The organism is Tardiphaga sp. P9-11 (genome assembly GCF_008329525.1).
Lineage (GTDB): Bacteria > Pseudomonadota > Alphaproteobacteria > Rhizobiales > Xanthobacteraceae > Tardiphaga.
Genome location: NZ_NPKQ01000011.1, coordinates 48,952 through 65,161, shown reverse-complemented (window position 1 = coordinate 65,161; position 16,210 = coordinate 48,952). Strand labels below are relative to the sequence as shown.

The following is a 16,210-nucleotide window of genomic DNA, read 5'->3' as shown; positions in this document are numbered from 1 at the left end:
CGACAATCTGCCACATCAAGCGCGACCGTCCAACCCAAAACGCGTAGGCGGATCAACCTCTTGGGGGAGCCTGGGAGAGCAGCCAGTCGCGAAAAGCCTTCAGTTTCCGCGAATCCGACGAGGCTTCGGGGGACACCAGGTAGAAGCCGGCATCGGCGGGCATGCGCATGTCGAAGGGCACCACCAGCCGGCCCTTGGCAAGATCGCCCTCCACATAGGTGGTGCGGCCGATGGCGACGCCGAGGCCGTCGATCGCCGCCTGCAACGTCATGAAAATCATGTCGAAGGTCAGGCCCGGTTGCTTTGAAATATCGGTCGGCAATCCTGCCGCGGTGAGCCAGAGCCGCCAGTCATCGTCATAGCCACCGCTCGAATGTAGTAGCGTATAGCTTGCGAGATCCTGCGGCTTCAGCAGGGCCTTCTTGCCGGTGAGCAGCGCCGGGCTGCAGACCGGAAACAGATCGTCTGCCGTCAGCCAATCGGCGCGCAGGCCCGGCCATTGGCCGCGGCCGTAGCGGATCGCGGCATCGACATCGCCGCTCTTGAAATCGACCATGCTCGTCGATGTGGTGATGCGGACATCGATATCGGGATGGGCTTTCTGGAATGCTGAGATGCGTGGCAGGAGCCATTTCGAGGCCATTGAGGCCAGCGTGCTCACCGTCAGCACATGATCGTTGTCCCGGCGCTTTAGCCGGTCGGTCGCGAGACGCAGGTCGTTGAACGCTGCCCGCACGCCCGGCAGATAGTCGCGGCCCTGCGGCGTCAGCGCCAAAGCGCGGTTCTGCCGAATGAACAGTTTGAGGCCGAGTTCTTCTTCCAGCCGCTTGATCTGATGGCTGATCGCCGTCTGCGTGACGCTCAGCTCGTTCGCCGCATTGGTGAAGCTCAGAAGCCGCGCCGCAGCCTCGAAAGCGCGGAGCCCGTTGAGTGACGGCAATCGGGCGCTCATTGATGCTCTCCCTTGGTTATCCAGCTCTCAGTTATACATGAATTTCTCTCATGTGATGCGGTGCACAATGTCGTTTGTGCGATTGGAGAATGAAGCAAATATTGGCTGTATAAATTTAGCTTCAGGAGAGCAAAATGTCTACTTGCACCCATGAATCGATGACAAATCATCATGCCTCTGGCGTCGTCGCGACGGTCGTGGAAACCGTTCATACGTGGCGGGAACGAGCTCATCAGCGCGGCGAACTCGCGCATTGGAGCGAGCGCGACATCCATGACGCCGGCCTGTCAGTGGGCGACGTGATGGCCGAGGCCAGCAAGCCTTTCTGGCGCGCGTAAGGGCGATCCGATCGTCAAGGAGTGACTGTCATGCAACATCTCAACCTCGATGACCTCGGTCAGTATTCCGATGTGGTGTTGTCACGCAGCGGTGCTGCGGTGACGGTTCGGTTTGTAGAACTTCACGATGCGGACGCGCTGCAGGCCTATTTTCGTGGCCTGTCGGTGCGGTCGCGCTACAACCGCCTGATGGGCGCCGCCAGCGAATTGCCGGCGGGGCAGCTCGACAAGTTCATCCATATCGGCGAGGCCGACAGCTTCTCGGTCATCGCGACAATTTGGAGCAATGGCTCGGAGGCCATTGTCGGCGAAGCACGCTACGCGCTCGATGAAGTGACATCCCGTTTCGAACTGGGCCTGTCCGTTGCCGATTCCATGCAAGGGCAGGGCATCGGCGCGGCGCTCCTGTCCAACCTGGAATGTCGTGCTGCGGCGCTGGGCGCCGAACATCTCTACGGTGATACATTGCGCTCCAACGAGGCAATGCTCGCACTGGCCCGCAAGGCCGGCTTCATATTCGCGCCGACGCCGGGCGACTGGAAGCAAGTGCGATTTGAAAAGCAGATCGATGCGGTGCCAGCGGGAAATCCCTGTGCGGTCTGGCGCCTCGCAGCGCAGCCTCTGCAGCCGATACTTGCCTGAGCACGGCAATAGTCGCCACGTTCTGGCAAGGAGCGACGCGACGAAGCGATCCAATTCCCTCTCTAGCTCTGGATTGCTTCGTCGCAACGTCGTGTCTTGAAGTCAGGCGTTCAGGCGCTCGGTGTCACGAAGTCTGTCGATCTGGCCACGTCGCGCCATGCAGCCAGTTCCTTTTCGACAAAAGCGTGCTTGCTCTCAATCCGCGCAACCGTGTCGCTGCCGAGCGGCAGACGGGTCGGAGGGGTCTTGGCAGCCGCGAGCTGCATGAAGGCCTTTGCCAGCTTGCTGGGATCGCCGGGCTGCGCATGATTGGCGTCGGCGGCATGGCCGCGAGTCTCGCCGACGGTGGCGTGATAGTCGCCGATCTCCAGTGTCGTGCGTACCAGAGAATTGTCGTCCAGAAAGTCGGTGCGGAAGAAGCCGGGCTCGACCACCGTCACATGGATGCCGAGCGGCGCGACTTCGGCGGCCAGCGCTTCACTGATGCCTTCGACCGCGAACTTGGTCGAGCCATAGACGCCCCAGCCCGGAAAGCCCGCATATCCGCCGACGGATGAAATGTTCATGACGTGACCCGAGCCCTGCCGGCGCATATGCGGCAGTACCGCGCGGGTAACGCCGAGCAGGCCGAATACGTTGGTGGCATAGAGGCGTTCGACTTCCTTGGCACTGGCTTCCTCGATCGCGCCGAGCAGGCCATAGCCGGCATTGTTGATCAGCACATCGATGCGGCCGAATTTCTTCACGGCCTGACCTGCGGCCTCATGGGCCTCGGTCTCGCTGGTGACATCGAGCCGCGTCGCCAGCAGGCGCTCATGGGTGCCGAGACGTGCGGTGACGGCTTTGGGGTCGCGGGCCGTTGCAGCGACGGCATCGCCCTGGGCCAAGGCCTCCGCCGCAATGAGGGCGCCGAAACCGCGGGATGCTCCTGTAATGAACCAGACACGCATGGTGGTCTCCCTTTGGTAATGGCCCCGCGTCAGTGCCGGGCTGATGGGAGGAAACTAGCGGCTCGCTAGAACTGAAATAATCCTCTATTTATTCCATGTGTTCATGAGCTGGATTCAACAATGAGCCTGATCGGCCCGGCCGACCTCGCCACCTTTCTCGCGATTGCCCGCCATCGCAGCTTTCGCAATGCCGCCGTTGAGCTTGGCGTGTCTGCCTCCGCGCTGAGCCACGCCTTGCGCGGCATTGAGGAGCGTCTTGATGTCCGTCTGGTCAATCGCACCACCCGCAGCGTCGCGCTGACGGAGGCGGGCGAGCGGCTGTTCGCGCGGGTCAGTCCGGCGTTTCAGGACATCGATGACGCGCTGGAAGATCTCAATCATTTTCGTGGCAAGCCGGCGGGGACGTTGCGCTTCAATACTGCCCGGCAATCCGCACAACTCGTGCTGCTGCCGATCGTCACACGATTCCTGAAAGTCTATCCGGAGATCAATGTCGAGATTGCCGTGAATGACGGTCTTGTCGACATGGTCTCTGCCGGCTTCGATGCAGGCATCCGTTTCGGTGAAACCGTTGCAGCGGACATGATCGCGGTACCGATCGGTCCACGGCAACGATCGGCCGTCGTTGCGTCACCCGGCTTCTTCAAGCTGCACAAGCCGCCGCAGACGCCGTACGAGCTGAAAGACCTGCCATGTATCCGCTATCGATTCTGGGGCGGTGCGCTCTATCGTTGGGAATTCGAGCGCGGCGGCATCGAGGTCGAGATCGACGTCGCGGGTGCGCTCACCCTGAACGATCAGGACCTGATGGTGGACGCCGCGCTGGACGGAGCCGGGCTGGCTTACGTATTCGAAGGGCAGGTCGACGAATTGATTGCCAAGCGAAAGCTTGTTCGAGTCCTCGCTGACTGGTGCCCGGCCTATCCCGGCTTCTTCATGTATTATCCGAGCCGCCGACAACTGCCGGCGGCATTGCGGGTCTTTGTCGATTTTGCCAAGGCTCCAAATCCTGTGAAGCCGAAGGCCTGATCCGCTTCAGTTGCCCGTGAAGTTCGGCTTGCGCTTCTCGATGAAGGCCTGCACTGCTTCGCGATGATCCGCCGTCATGGTGGTGCGGATCAGGCGCTCCGCCTCATGGTCCCGCGCTGTCGCGAAATCGAAGGCGAGTGCTTCGTCGAGATTGTCCTTCATATAGCGCAGCGCCAGCGTCGGCCCTTGCGCCATGCCGCGTGCCAGTATGAAAGCCTCGTCCTGCAGCCTGTCGTCGGGCACCACGCGGTTGAACAGCCCGATGGCTTCGGCGCGGTTGGCCTCGACTTTTTCGGCGGTGAACATCAGCTCGCGCGCACGGGCCGTGCCGACGAGGCGCGTCAGCAGCCAGGCGATGCCGTAATCGCCGCTGAGACCGACGCGCAGATAGCCAGTCGAGACGAAAGCCGATTGGGCGGCGATGCGGATATCGCAGGCCATGGCGATGGCAAGACCAGCGCCGGCAGCGGGGCCGGGCAGCGCGGCAATGGTCGGCTTGCGCACGGCGACCAAAGCGCCGGTCAGCAGGCGCTGACGCTCCTGCAGATCTGCGACGCGCTCGTCGAACGACATCTCCAGCACGGCCTGTTTGCGATTGGCGCCCATGCCCTTGACGTCTCCGCCGGAGCAGAAGGCCGTGCCCGCGCCGGTAATCAGCAACGCGCCGACATCGGGGTTTTCGCCGCAGGTGCGGATCATCGTGCGCAATGCGGGCGTCAGATGATCGGAAAGCGAATTGCGCGCTTCCGGCCGGTTCAGCGTGATCACGGCAACACGCTCGCGGATTTCACACAACAGTTCGCTGGTGCCGGTGTCGATGACCTCTACGACTTTACTCATACGCCTCGCCCCGCTTTCGCGTCAGAATTTCTCGACCCATGGCCGGATTTCCAGCTCCGAACTCCAGGCGCTGCGGGGCTGCTGTAGCACGTTCCAGTAGTTTGCGGCGATAGCATCGGGATCGAGCATTGAGTCAGGTCTGTCGGCGGGCTCGACGCGCACGGAGCTGCGAATACCGCCATCGATGACAAAGTGGGCGATGTGAATACCTTGCGGTGCGAATTCGCGGGCCAGCGATTGCGCCATACCGCGTAGCGCGAACTTGCCCATGGCGAAGGGGGCCGATTGCGCGAAGCCCTTGATGCTCGCCGAGGCGCCAGTGAACAGGATGGCGCCGTGCTTGTTCGGCAACATGCGCTGCAACGCCTGTTGCGCGACCAGAAATCCGCCGAAGGCGCTGACGGCAATTGCTTGCGCAACGTCGGCGGGCGCGAGTTCGACGAAAGCGCCGCGCGCGCGCTGGCTGGCGTTGTAGACCACGATGTCGGGCGCACCGAGATCGCGTTCGACATCCTTAAAGAGTTTGGCGACGTCGTCGGCCTGGGTCGCATCGCAGGCAAAGGCCTTGGCGCCGGTTTCCTGGCACAGCGCATCCAGCTTGCCGGGATTGCGCGCTGCGAGTGCGACGCGGATACCTTGCTTGGATAAAAGCCTCGCCAGCGATGCGCTGATGCCCTCACCGACGCCGACGATCAAAGCGGTTTCGTAGTGCGGAATTTCCATGGATCAAATCTCCGGCTGGGCGCTTTATTCGCGGACTGAGCGGGCGCATGATGAAGATGGAAACGCAACTGCCAAACACAAGAGGCCGTCATGAACGCCCATGCCCCGATTGCCGCCAATCTGATCGCGCCCGATACCTCCGGCATGAATTTCTATCGCGCCGATCCGGCGCTGGCTGATCTGCTCCGCATTCATCTGCCTGAGGACCTGTTCAACCATATCGAACCGCATCTCGATCGGCTGGGTGGGCTCGTCGGAGGTCCCCTCGATGAAGCCGGACGAATGGCCGACAAGCATGGCCCCGTGCTGCATCAGCGGGACAAGTTCGGCCAGGATGTACAGTGGGTCGAATATCATCCAGCCTATCGCGAACTGGAGAATGCGGCCTTCGGCGAATTCGGCATTCACGCGATGTCGCATCGCAAGGGCATCATGGGCTGGCCCTCGACTTATCCGGTTACAGCCAAGCACGCGTTTACGTTTTTGTTCAATCAAGCCGAATTCGGCATGGGCTGCCCGATCAACGTCACCGATGGGGCGGCGAAGTTGCTGTCGAACTATGGCGATGACGCACTGAAGGTAAAATATCTCGACGGGCTGACGCAGACCGACATGAGCAAGCTGACGCAGGGCGGCCAGTTCATGACGGAGAAAGAAGGTGGCTCGGACGTCGGCAAGCTGACCACTCGTGCCGTGCAGGAAGGCGATCACTGGCGGTTGTATGGCGAGAAGTGGTTCTGCTCCAATGCCGATGCGAAGATGGTGATGTTGCTCGCGCGGCCGGAAGGCGCGGTCGGCGGCACCAAGGGCGTCGGCCTGTTTCTGATGCCGCGCACGCTCGATGATGGTACGCCCAACCACTACCGGATCGTGCGTCTGAAGGACAAATTAGGCACGCGTTCGATGGCTTCAGGCGAGATCAAGCTCGAAGGCGCCATCGCTTATTCAGTAGGCAAGCTCGATCACGGTTTCGTGCAGATGGCCGAGATGGTGAACTCGTCGCGTCTCTCGAATGGCGTGAAGTCGACCTCGCTGATGCGCCGCGCCTATCACGATGCCATGGCGGTGGCGCGCGGCCGCGTCGTGTTCGGTCAACGCATCATCGACATGCCACTGGCCCGGCGGCAATTGATGAAGATCATGCTGGCGACCGAGCAAGCGCTGTCGATGAGTTTCCTCACCGCGGATGCGTTGGACCGTGCCGAGGCCGACAGCCAGGACGCTGCAGCATTACTGCGTATCCTGACGCCGACGCTGAAATTCCGCGCCACCCGCGATGCGCGCAAGGTCTGCGGTGACGCGATGGAGATGCGCGGCGGTGTCGGCTACATCGAGGAATTCGCTACCGCACGGCTGCTGCGCGATGCGCATCTCGGGTCGATCTGGGAAGGCACCGGCAATATCGTCGCGCTGGACGCGCTGACGCGCGCGGTTGGGCGGCACGGCGCGGAAGCCGCGCTTGCCGCGGATCTTCATGCGCGGCTCGATGATTCACCCAGCGTGCCGCAGGCCTGGCGCGATCGACTGCGTGGTCTCGCGGACAAGGCCATCGGTTTCGCGCGCGAGGTGGCGGCGCGCTCGGACAACGAAGGCGATGCCCGCCGCGCGACCAGTTCGCTATATCATGCAGCCAGCGCCATCGCGCTAACCTGGGAAGCACATCGCATCCATACACGACGCGGCGATGCGCGGCGCCTGCTGCTGTCGCGCCTCGTCATCGATCATCGCCTGATGGCGCCCGATCCGTTTGCGCTGGTGGAAACCGAGGCCCAGAAGCAGATAGTCGCGCATTTGCTGGGCGACCGCGATGTGAGCATGGATGAGACGACGCGGCTGGTTCTGGCATAATTGATGTTGGCTTCAGCGGCGCGTGCCGCCGAAGCCATTTTTCCTAGTCGGCAAGTGCCAGCCTGATCGCTTGCTCGACCGGCGAATACGCTTTGTCATCGCGGTGAAGCAAGAGATCGCCGCGTGGCAATAGCGGTGGCTGTGCCATGAAGCGCGGCGCCGTGCCGCGATGTGGCTGCGCTGCATGGACCAAGAACGGGTGGCATAGATAGACCGTGCCAGCCTCTCCCAATGCGAGCAATTCTGGCAGATGCGCGCTACCGGCAAAGCCGTCGGCGGCAAGTTCGCCGAGCGACAGGCCTGCATTGCCGTGCGGAGCAAGTTGCCGTGCGATATCCAGATGCGATCCTGCGCGAATTCGCGTCGGTGCATCGTCTGTGCCGACATCCGAGAACAGGAACAGCATCAGCAGCGCGCGTCCCTTTGAGACGATGTTGGCGCGCCACGACATGAAGTCCGGGTTCTCGTGACCGAATGACACATCGATGTGCCAGCCGGCATCGTTGGGATTCTCAGGCGAGGGGAACCGTACCGGGAAGGTGCCAAGACTGCCACGTGGCAGCCAGCGGCCAATTCCGACCAGCTCATCGAAGGCGCGATGCAGCACCGGCGTATTCGCTGCTGCTGCGAAGGGCAGCTGTGAATAATCGCCGAGCCGGATCACCGGTTCCGTCCATGTGCTGCTGTCACTCGGATCGCAACCGGTGTCACGCCACAGGATAAGGCGGCCGGCCTCTGCGAGGTCGCGCGGGAAAGCGCGATCGATCCTGACGAAACCGTCATGGACGAACTGCGTCAGCTGCGCCTCGCTGAGGGCGCGCGTGGAGATATTGTTGTCAGGCATATGAGAAGACTTTCAATGATCAGGCAAACCGGATGCGTTCCCGCTGTGCAGGCGCGCATCATGTAATTCGGTTTGAGCGCATGGCGTTCAAATCCGCGGGGCCGAAGGCCCGGTCAGATTTGGAAGAACGCCGTGATGATCATCATCTTCATACGCGGAAATTTAATACGGCCATCTACGTCGGTCAATCCGATTGGGCATGTGCATTTTTCAGGAATGCGAGCAGCAAGCGGCTGACCTCATCCGGCTGTTCCTGCTGTACCCAATGGCCTGCGCCGTCGATGAGGTGAACCGCGCGCATGTCGGTGCAGGCGCTGGTCTGCATCGCCTCGATGGCGCCCGGGCGTTGATAGATGCCCCAGTCCTGTTTGCCGGAGATGAATGTAGAGGGTACGTCGATGGTGCGCCCGGCAAATGTCTCGTAATCTGCACTGAACGCGCCGGTCGTATTGCAACGATACCATTGCAATCCACCCTGGAACCCGGTGCGGGCATATTCGCCGGCATAGAAGGCCAGCTCATTGTCCGGCAGCCACGTGCACGCGGCGATCTGTTCGGGCGTCGGCATTTCTGCAGCGACGGTCTCGGCCATGGTCTGGTCACGGTCCATCACATAATAGGTCGGGAGTTTCGCGAGTTCGCTTGCCGTCCAGCCCTGCAATGGAGTGGGCGTGTTGCCGGGCCAGTCCGCGCTCTTGTGATGATAATAGGCGCGCAGGAAATCATGCACGCCTTGTGGCGCATGCTGCATGTGGGCGTTGGCGTCGCGTGTGGCATAATACCATTGATAGTGAATGCGTGGCCGCGGCAATGCGGCGAGGTCCTGATGGACGGGGTCTTCGGCTTTGGGTGGTGCCGGCTGGTCGGCGGTGCCGAACGGCAGCGGCGGAGGACCGCCGAAGGGCGCGCTCATCAGCGCAACGGATCGGAAGACATCCGGTCGTACCAGCGCACACCAGGCTGCGACCGAGCTGCCGTAGTCGTGTCCGACCACCGCATCGACATGGCGATAGCCAAAGGCGGCGACCAGTCCGACCGCATCGCGCACGAGGTTGAGCAGGTTGAAGGGACGCAGATCGCCATCATAGTCGGCGCTCCATCCGGTGGTGCGGCCATAACCGCGCTGATCCGGCGCGATCACATGATAGCCCGCAGCGGCGAGCTGCGGCATCACCTTGCGCCAGCTGAAGGCCAGTTCGGGAAAGCCGTGCACCAGCAGGATGCAAGGCCGGCCTTTGGTTTCGAAGCCGGCCTCCAACACATGGACGCGCAAGCCGTTGATGTCCTCGACGAAGCGCGAGCGAATTCCGGCCGGCAGAATGTGGGACTCAATGGGTGTCACGTCGCCTCCATGCTGCACTTGCGCGGCAGCGTGGATGCACTCCACCGTAAGCTCGGCGAAAAGACAACTAGCGTTTGAAGCGGGCCACCAATTCGATATGTGGCGTATGGCGGAACTGGTCGACAGGCGTAACGCCGTCGATTTTATAACCGCCATCGATCAGGATTTTTGCGTCGCGTGCGAAGGTCTGGACGTTGCATGACACGGCGACGACGACGGGGATCTTGCTTGCCGCGAGTCGCTCGACCTGTGCCTGTGCGCCCTGCCGCGGCGGATCGAACACGACGGCGTCGAAGTCGCGCAATTCCTGCGGCACCAGCGGGCGGCGAAACAGGTCGCGCATCTCGGCCTTGATTGGCTTCAGGCCTTTCGTGTCCTTGATCGCCTGCTGCAATGATGTGATCGCGCCACTGTCGCTGTCGAGCGCGGTGACCTTGGATTTGGCTGCCAGCCGGAGCGCAAAGGGACCGATACCGCAGAACAGATCGGCGATGTTTTTCGCGCCTTTGCAGAGCTGGAGCACAAGCGCGGCCAATGTCTCTTCACCGGCCGCCGTGGCCTGTAGGAATGAGCCGGGTGGTAACGTAACCTGTGCGTTGCCCATCGTGACGACGGGTGGCACGCGCATCAGCACGAGTTCGCCATGCCGTGTGAGGCGTGCCAGTTTGTGCGCTTCGGCGACGCGCGACAGCGATGTGATGATGGCCGTCGGTAATGGGCCGGTGCCGCGGACGTCGATATCGAGTCCGTTGCTGGCCGCCGTCACCTGAATGTCCAGCGGCTTGCTGACCGGCTTCAACACCTCGGCCAGCGCGCGTGCGGCATCGAGCGCGCCATCCAGCGCGTGATCGAGGATTGGGCATGCGTCGATGGCGATGATCGCGTGGCTTGCAGCAGCAGCAAAACCGACACGCAATTCGCCATCGCTGCCGCGGCGGGCATGTAATGTCACGCGGCGGCGGCCGGCACCATGGGCGTCGATGATCGGGTCGACCTTGCAGGCGATCTTCGCTTGCGCCAGCGTGTCGACCACGATCTGGCGCTTCCACACCTGATAGCGGTCGGGCTGCCAGTGCTGGATGGCGCAGCCGCCGCAGCGGGTGAAGTAGGTGCAGAACGGGTCGATCCGTTCGGGGCTGGCGGTGTCGATCTGCAACAGCCGCCGCCGCTCCGGATGCCCGTCATCGGGATCGGCGTCGACGATCTCGGCGGCAAGCGTGTAGGGCACGAAGATCGGCGCGCCTTCGGCGAGGCTGACGCCGTCGCCGCGCTGGCCGACATGATCGATGGTCAGGCGTTCAGCCACGCCGTGCACCCATGAAGAATTCGATATTGCCGTCACCGCCGGTGATCGACGACGGGAAGACCTCGATATCGGTGCACCCGAGCGTCTTCGCGAAGTTGGTGATGTCGTCGCAGATCGCCTGATGAACCGCGGCGTTCTTGATGATGCCGCGCTTGGATTGCTTTCGATCCGCCTCGAATTGCGGCTTGATCAGCGCCAACAGGCTCATCGGCGCTGCCGCGAGCGAGAGCGCGACAGGCAGTACCGCCTTCAATGAAATGAAGCTGACATCGATGACCACGACATCGGGGCGTGCCGGCAGGCGCTTGTTCTCATAGCTGCGGATATCGGTCTCTTCCATCGAGATGATTTTCGGATGGCCGTGTAGCGACGGATGCAACTGGCTGTGCCCGACATCGATCGAGAATACCATGCTGGCGCCGTTGGCGAGCAGCACTTCGGTAAAGCCGCCGGTGGAGGCGCCGACGTCGAGACAGACATGATCCTCGATCTCGATCGGATATTGTTCGAGCGCACCTGCCAGCTTGACCCCACCGCGCGAAACCCAGGGATGCGCCGGTTCAGCCTCGATCGCTGCGTCAAGCGGCAACGGCTCGGACACTTTGGCAACAGCTTTGCCGTTGGCCTTCACGAGGCCCGCTTCGATGGCGGCCTGCGCACGCGCACGGCTTTCGAAGATACCGCGGTCGACGAGAAGCGTATCGGCGCGCTTGCGCAGCGCGGGAGCAGTGGTCGGAGATTTGGTCATGGTCAGTACGATGCAGCAAGTTTTAGGCAGGCTTCGAAGCTCGTCAGATCCTGCCAGAGATCATCAGGTGCTTCGCGGGGAACGATCATGGGAGCGCCATAGAGGTCGAGCGCGTGGATCATCATCAGATTGTCGGCGAGACCGAAATTCTCGACACTGAGCCCGTTCGCATCGACTGGAGGGCCCTCGCTATCAGTGACTTCCGTCATGCGACGGACGCGGTCGAGATAGAGCGTCGGGTCGTTGCAATAGCCGAAGCAGAGTTTGCCGTGGCCGGCCATATAGCCGAGTTCAAACACCGTGCCGGCATCGGCGCTGGGCCCACGAAACGGAGTGAGATTGGCAATGATGATGTCGCAATGATTCATCATCGCTTCATTGGCGTGGAAAATCTGGCGCGAGGCGTCGCTGGCGCTGAGGTCGATGGCGTTATCGAGCGGGAAGAACCCATGTGCGCCGTAGCGCTTGCAGAGCGCGACCTTCTGCCGGCCGATCTCGTCGGCATTGGGCAGAAAGACGTCGGGGCCTGCGAGATAGATATTCATGAAGTCCCCGTCGTCATGGTGAGCTGCGCCGACATTGACGAGCCAATTCAGACGAGAACGAGGCAATCCGGCTGCTCACGCCGAATTGCCTCGTTGCGATATCTTCTTCCGGTTGAACGCGTCGTCGTGTTCGACCGGATCTAAAGCAAGCGAAAGCCTTAGGCGAGCTTGACGGTCTCGGCCTTGAAATCCTTGCCGAGGGTCTCGAATACCTTGGTGACGATGCCCTTTGAATCCAGACCCGCGCGCGCATACATCGCGGCCGGCGAGTCGTGATCCTGGAAGATGTCCGGCAGAACCAGCGACCGCATCCGCAGACCGCCGTCGAGCATGCCGTTGTCGGAGAGCAGCTGCATGACATGCGAGCCGAAGCCGCCGATCGAACCTTCCTCGATGGTCAGCAGGATCTCGTGGTCGCGGGCGAGCTTCATGATCATGTCGACGTCGAGCGGCTTCATGAAGCGCGCATCGGCAATCGTGGTCGACAGGCCGTGGGCTGCGAGTTCGTCAGCGGCCTTCTCGCATTCCGCAAGACGGGTGCCGAACGACAGAAGAGCAACCTTGCTGCCTTCGCGAACGATGCGGCCCTTGCCGATTTCGAGCGGGATACCGACTTCCGGCATCTCGACGCCGCGGCCTTCGCCGCGCGGATAGCGCAGCGCGCTCGGCGCGTCATTGATGGCGACTTGCGTCGCGACCATGTGCACCAGTTCGGCTTCGTCGGACGCCGCCATGATGACCATGTTCGGCAGACACCCGAGATAGGCGTTGTCGAACGAACCGGCATGGGTCGCGCCGTCGGCGCCGACCAGACCAGCGCGGTCGATGGCGAAACGCACGGGCAGGTTCTGGATCGCCACGTCATGGACGATCTGGTCATAGCCACGCTGCAGGAAGGTCGAGTAGATCGCGCAGAACGGCTTGTAGCCTTCGGTGGCGAGGCCGGCTGCGAACGTGACTGCATGCTGCTCGGCGATGCCGACGTCAAACGTACGGGACGGGAAAGCCTTGTTGAAGATGTCGACGCCGGTGCCCGACGGCATGGCCGCGGTGATGGCGACGATCTTGTCGTCCTTTTCCGCTTCCTTGACGAGGCTTGCGCCGAACACGTTCTGATAGGCTGGCGCGTTGGGCTTGGACTTCGACTGGGCGCCGGTAGCGACGTCGAATTTGACGACGGCGTGATACTTGTCGGCGGCAGCTTCGGCCGGGCCATAACCCTTGCCCTTTTGCGTGACGACGTGAACCAGGATCGGGCCGGTCTCCATGTCGCGGACGTTCTGCAGCACGGGCAGCAGGTGATCGAGGTTATGACCGTCGATCGGGCCGACATAATAGAAGCCGAGTTCTTCGAACAGCGTACCGCCATTGACCATGAAGCCGCGGGAATATTCTTCCACGCGCTCGGCACGGTCGGCGATCAGCTTCGGCAGATGCTTGCCGAGCTGCTTGGCGGCATCGCGCAGCGAGCGGTAGGTCTTGCCCGAATACATGCGCGACAGGTAGGCCGACATGGCGCCGACCGGCGGAGCGATCGACATGTCGTTGTCGTTGAGGATGACGATCAGGCGGGAATTCATCGCGCCTGCGTTGTTCATGGCTTCATAAGCCATGCCCGCTGACATCGAACCGTCACCGATCACGGCGATAACGTTGTTCTTGCCGCCCGATAGATCGCGCGCCACGGCCATGCCGAGGCCGGCCGAGATCGAAGTTGAGGAGTGCGCAGCGCCGAACGGATCGTATTCGCTCTCGCTGCGCTTGGTGAAGCCCGACAGGCCACCGGGGGTGCGCAGGGTGCGGATACGGTCGCGGCGACCGGTCAGGATCTTGTGCGGATAGGCCTGATGCCCGACGTCCCAGATGATGCGGTCGCGCGGCGTATCGAACACGTAGTGAAGGGCAGTGGTCAGTTCGACAACGCCAAGACCGGCGCCGAAATGTCCGCCGGTGACCGACACCGCATCGATGGTTTCCTGACGGAGTTCGTCAGCGACCTGGCGAATCTGCTCGACCTTCAGCTTCCGAAGATCTTCTGGTGTGTTGATGGTATCGAGCAGTGGTGTCTTACTAAAATTGCTCACGGCACTATTCCAATTTTACATGTCCAGGGGTTGCGTAGGCATCGAGTTCGTCGCGCTGACGCGCAAGACAGTTCGGACTATCGCAGCCTCCAGAACCGGGAAGCCTGTTCGAAGCCTTATAATGGGCTTCGATTTTTCAGTGTGATATCTAGCACGCTTGGATGCTTCTTCATCTGAAGAATTCTGCCAGATGGATGAAGCGCTTATCTACGTTAACGACCGGCATTGGCACGCTCGCTTACGCAAAGACCCTGTCCCTTTACACCAAAGACATAGCCAAAGCCAACCATGCCGCCTGCCTGCGCGGCAAGCAGGGTTCCCGTATGCACATTCACGCGACGGTGCCTAACCGATGCGCTGGGCTGAGGGTTCGGCATGCACGGCAGCCCGCTTAACGGGGCCGTTTTGACCTAAATCGAGCTTTTTCCATGCGATTTCGCGGGTAGCAGGTGTGCCGTTGACTAGCGCCAAAGTTGTGTTCGGCTGGTTGACACGCTCTCTGAGAGGCACAGGGCCGCAGACGGTCATGAAGAAATCGTAGGCATGCGGTCGCTCATTGGCCATGACGAACTGGAAATGCACCCGGAAGAACTTCCAGCGGAACCGGTTGTAATGTTCCGGGCGGATGATTTCGCGGAACCGGACGGGAACGATGGTCGGGTTCCGCCGGGCTGCACCAACATCGATCCCGTGACCGGCGATGGGGTCGAACGGGAAGAAGTTCATCACATCCTTGCGGGACTGGCAGTCGATCCAGTCGATGGCAGGCTCCACGGCCAGCAGCCGCAAATTGTCGCGAAAGCCTTGCGCGACCCTATGGAAGCCGACGATGGGCATGTTGCCGCCGAGTGTCAGCAGCACGACACGAGGGCCGTGATTGCCAAGTTCCGGATCGAGCTTCAGCGCGCGGGCGAGGATTTCGGAGCCAAGAAACGACCCGGAGCTGTGGCCGACCAGCACGATCTCCTGCGCCTCGGTGGTCCGGGCGACATTGACCAGATGCTGCGCGAAACGGTCGATCCGGGCGTCCCAGTCCGGCCGGTTGCCGTGGGAGAACTGCCAGGTGAAGATGGTGTCGGCCATCAGATAGAGCAGATACGTGTGCTTTTCGGTGTATTTTAGCAGCGAGCCGAGCACGGCCACAAACACCGCCGCAACGCCGCAGCCCACCAAAAACCCGTGTATTCCAACCGCCTGCAGCCCTAACGCGAAAAGCCAGGCGATGCCTGCCGACCAGATCGCTCCGTTGAGCAACAGGAAGTGGGGCCAGCTGATGAAGGTCGCGAAGCGCCAATGCGCCTTCCAGAACCGGCCCATCGTGCCGGAGAAGACGAGGCCCCAATAGATGGCGATAGCGTGGATGAGCGTGCGCCAGATCGGCACGGCCAGATCGCGCTGGATCATGTCTTCCCAGCGCAGGAAATCGTAATCGGTCGTGGTCTGCCAGCCGTCGCCGGAGGTTTCGATGCGCCAGGAGGCGGATTCATGAGCGAATTCGCCGTCGGTATGACCTTTTGGCCGGCTGACCGAGGTGGTCAGGCCATAAAGGCGGCCGAACTTGCGCAGTTCGGTCCGAAACATGCGGTAATACTGCGAGAGGCCCCGCGGATCGTATCCCTGCACATAGATGACATGACGGTGCTGGACGCGCACGCTGGTTCCCCGGACTGACGGCGGACTATAAACAGGCCGCGCCATGCGCCAAGCGCTAATTCGGCCGCGGGGTGGTGCGAGGTCTCAGCCCGGCGCGATGTCCTACTGGACGTCCAGTGGCTCGGTGCCGACCGCTTTGCCAGTCGAATCCGTGGTGATCTTGTCCACACGCGCTTCGGCCTGACGCAGCAATTCGTCGCAGCGCCGTTTCAGCGCCTCGCCGCGCTCATAGATGGCGACCGACTCTTCCAGCGGCACCTTACCGTCTTCGAGGCGCTTCACGATCGATTCCAGTTCTTCGATCGCGGTCTCAAACGTCAGCTTCTTGACGTCAGCGTGGGTGTTCTCGGCCATTCGGTTTCCCGT

Annotated in this window: 17 protein-coding genes; 5 read left to right on the top strand and 12 right to left on the bottom strand. The window is 61.8% G+C overall.

What is annotated here, in order from left to right; translation table 11 throughout:
* Positions 1–52: 52 nt before the first annotated feature.
* Entirely contained in the window at positions 53–952 is a 900-nt protein-coding gene (locus tag CIW50_RS25470) for a transcriptional regulator GcvA (RefSeq protein WP_149533960.1), read from the bottom strand.
* 134 nt (positions 953–1,086) lie between these two features.
* Between CIW50_RS25470 and CIW50_RS25465 the strand changes: the two genes are divergently transcribed.
* Positions 1,087–1,290 carry a DUF1127 domain-containing protein gene (locus CIW50_RS25465; RefSeq protein ID WP_149533959.1) on the top strand — a complete coding sequence of 68 codons (204 nt, stop codon included), beginning with the start codon at positions 1,087–1,089 and terminating at the stop codon, positions 1,288–1,290.
* A 30-nt stretch (positions 1,291–1,320) separates the two neighbouring features.
* Positions 1,321–1,932 (top strand): GNAT family N-acetyltransferase, encoded by a 612-nt coding sequence (locus CIW50_RS25460; RefSeq protein WP_149533958.1) that lies wholly within the window; start codon positions 1,321–1,323, stop codon positions 1,930–1,932.
* 110 nt (positions 1,933–2,042) lie between these two features.
* Here the strand turns inward: CIW50_RS25460 and CIW50_RS25455 are convergent, their stop codons facing one another.
* Complete coding sequence (locus tag CIW50_RS25455; protein ID WP_149533957.1) at positions 2,043–2,882, bottom strand: oxidoreductase; 840 nt, start codon at positions 2,880–2,882, stop codon at positions 2,043–2,045.
* Positions 2,883–3,002: 120 nt separating this feature from the next.
* Here CIW50_RS25455 and CIW50_RS25450 point away from each other — a divergent pair, with 120 nt between their 5' ends.
* Positions 3,003–3,911: a LysR family transcriptional regulator gene (locus tag CIW50_RS25450; protein WP_149533956.1), complete on the top strand. Its 909-nt coding sequence runs from the start codon at positions 3,003–3,005 to the stop codon at positions 3,909–3,911.
* A 6-nt stretch (positions 3,912–3,917) separates the two neighbouring features.
* Here the strand turns inward: CIW50_RS25450 and CIW50_RS25445 are convergent, their stop codons facing one another.
* Positions 3,918–4,751 (bottom strand): enoyl-CoA hydratase, encoded by an 834-nt coding sequence (locus CIW50_RS25445; RefSeq protein ID WP_149533955.1) that lies wholly within the window; start codon positions 4,749–4,751, stop codon positions 3,918–3,920.
* Between the two features lie 21 nt (positions 4,752–4,772).
* Positions 4,773–5,474 carry an SDR family NAD(P)-dependent oxidoreductase gene (locus CIW50_RS25440; protein WP_149533954.1) on the bottom strand — a complete coding sequence of 234 codons (702 nt, stop codon included), beginning with the start codon at positions 5,472–5,474 and terminating at the stop codon, positions 4,773–4,775.
* A 90-nt stretch (positions 5,475–5,564) separates the two neighbouring features.
* Between CIW50_RS25440 and CIW50_RS25435 the strand changes: the two genes are divergently transcribed.
* Positions 5,565–7,322: an acyl-CoA dehydrogenase family protein gene (locus CIW50_RS25435; RefSeq protein WP_149533953.1), complete on the top strand. Its 1,758-nt coding sequence runs from the start codon at positions 5,565–5,567 to the stop codon at positions 7,320–7,322.
* Between the two features lie 43 nt (positions 7,323–7,365).
* Here CIW50_RS25435 and CIW50_RS25430 read toward each other — a convergent pair whose 3' ends face one another.
* The 7 genes from CIW50_RS25430 to CIW50_RS25400 form a co-directional block, all read right to left on the bottom strand.
* Positions 7,366–8,166 (bottom strand): phytanoyl-CoA dioxygenase family protein, encoded by an 801-nt coding sequence (locus CIW50_RS25430; RefSeq protein WP_149533952.1) that lies wholly within the window; start codon positions 8,164–8,166, stop codon positions 7,366–7,368.
* Between the two features lie 184 nt (positions 8,167–8,350).
* Complete coding sequence (locus tag CIW50_RS25425; RefSeq protein WP_246664460.1) at positions 8,351–9,508, bottom strand: alpha/beta hydrolase; 1,158 nt, start codon at positions 9,506–9,508, stop codon at positions 8,351–8,353.
* A gap of 67 nt (positions 9,509–9,575) precedes the next feature.
* Positions 9,576–10,814 carry a class I SAM-dependent RNA methyltransferase gene (locus tag CIW50_RS25420; protein ID WP_149533950.1) on the bottom strand — a complete coding sequence of 413 codons (1,239 nt, stop codon included), beginning with the start codon at positions 10,812–10,814 and terminating at the stop codon, positions 9,576–9,578.
* Positions 10,807–11,562 carry a TlyA family RNA methyltransferase gene (locus CIW50_RS25415; RefSeq protein WP_149533949.1) on the bottom strand — a complete coding sequence of 252 codons (756 nt, stop codon included), beginning with the start codon at positions 11,560–11,562 and terminating at the stop codon, positions 10,807–10,809. The genes CIW50_RS25420 and CIW50_RS25415 overlap by 8 nt, the downstream gene beginning before the upstream one ends.
* A gap of 2 nt (positions 11,563–11,564) precedes the next feature.
* Positions 11,565–12,107, bottom strand: coding sequence for a nucleoside 2-deoxyribosyltransferase (locus CIW50_RS25410; protein ID WP_149533948.1), 543 nt, complete (start codon positions 12,105–12,107; stop codon positions 11,565–11,567).
* Positions 12,108–12,265: 158 nt separating this feature from the next.
* Complete coding sequence (gene dxs, locus CIW50_RS25405; protein ID WP_149533947.1) at positions 12,266–14,191, bottom strand: 1-deoxy-D-xylulose-5-phosphate synthase; 1,926 nt, start codon at positions 14,189–14,191, stop codon at positions 12,266–12,268.
* Between the two features lie 345 nt (positions 14,192–14,536).
* The gene (locus tag CIW50_RS25400) at positions 14,537–15,595 is read right to left on the bottom strand and encodes an alpha/beta hydrolase (RefSeq protein WP_149533946.1); all 1,059 of its coding nucleotides are present in this window, start codon (positions 15,593–15,595) and stop codon (positions 14,537–14,539) included.
* Between the two features lie 81 nt (positions 15,596–15,676).
* Here CIW50_RS25400 and CIW50_RS25395 point away from each other — a divergent pair, with 81 nt between their 5' ends.
* Positions 15,677–15,862, top strand: coding sequence for a hypothetical protein (locus CIW50_RS25395; protein WP_149533945.1), 186 nt, complete (start codon positions 15,677–15,679; stop codon positions 15,860–15,862).
* 84 nt (positions 15,863–15,946) lie between these two features.
* Here CIW50_RS25395 and CIW50_RS25390 read toward each other — a convergent pair whose 3' ends face one another.
* Positions 15,947–16,198 carry an exodeoxyribonuclease VII small subunit gene (locus CIW50_RS25390; protein ID WP_149533944.1) on the bottom strand — a complete coding sequence of 84 codons (252 nt, stop codon included), beginning with the start codon at positions 16,196–16,198 and terminating at the stop codon, positions 15,947–15,949.
* Positions 16,199–16,210 lie beyond the last annotated feature (12 nt).

Bases quoted from the DNA above. Each gene is read 5' to 3' on its own strand.
- CIW50_RS25470 (WP_149533960.1), bottom strand. From the start codon at position 952: ATGAGCGCCCGATTGCCGTCACTCAACGGGCTCCGCGCTTTCGAGGCT.
- CIW50_RS25395 (WP_149533945.1), top strand. From the start codon at position 15,677: ATGAGCGAATTCGCCGTCGGTATGACCTTTTGGCCGGCTGACCGAGGT.
- CIW50_RS25455 (WP_149533957.1), bottom strand. From the start codon at position 2,882: ATGCGTGTCTGGTTCATTACAGGAGCATCCCGCGGTTTCGGCGCCCTC.
- CIW50_RS25450 (WP_149533956.1), top strand. From the start codon at position 3,003: ATGAGCCTGATCGGCCCGGCCGACCTCGCCACCTTTCTCGCGATTGCC.
- CIW50_RS25390 (WP_149533944.1), bottom strand. From the start codon at position 16,198: ATGGCCGAGAACACCCACGCTGACGTCAAGAAGCTGACGTTTGAGACC.
- CIW50_RS25445 (WP_149533955.1), bottom strand. From the start codon at position 4,751: ATGAGTAAAGTCGTAGAGGTCATCGACACCGGCACCAGCGAACTGTTG.
- CIW50_RS25410 (WP_149533948.1), bottom strand. From the start codon at position 12,107: ATGAATATCTATCTCGCAGGCCCCGACGTCTTTCTGCCCAATGCCGAC.
- CIW50_RS25400 (WP_149533946.1), bottom strand. From the start codon at position 15,595: ATGATCCAGCGCGATCTGGCCGTGCCGATCTGGCGCACGCTCATCCAC.
- CIW50_RS25430 (WP_149533952.1), bottom strand. From the start codon at position 8,166: ATGCCTGACAACAATATCTCCACGCGCGCCCTCAGCGAGGCGCAGCTG.
- CIW50_RS25440 (WP_149533954.1), bottom strand. From the start codon at position 5,474: ATGGAAATTCCGCACTACGAAACCGCTTTGATCGTCGGCGTCGGTGAG.
- CIW50_RS25465 (WP_149533959.1), top strand. From the start codon at position 1,087: ATGTCTACTTGCACCCATGAATCGATGACAAATCATCATGCCTCTGGC.
- CIW50_RS25415 (WP_149533949.1), bottom strand. From the start codon at position 11,562: ATGACCAAATCTCCGACCACTGCTCCCGCGCTGCGCAAGCGCGCCGAT.
- CIW50_RS25460 (WP_149533958.1), top strand. From the start codon at position 1,321: ATGCAACATCTCAACCTCGATGACCTCGGTCAGTATTCCGATGTGGTG.
- CIW50_RS25435 (WP_149533953.1), top strand. From the start codon at position 5,565: ATGAACGCCCATGCCCCGATTGCCGCCAATCTGATCGCGCCCGATACC.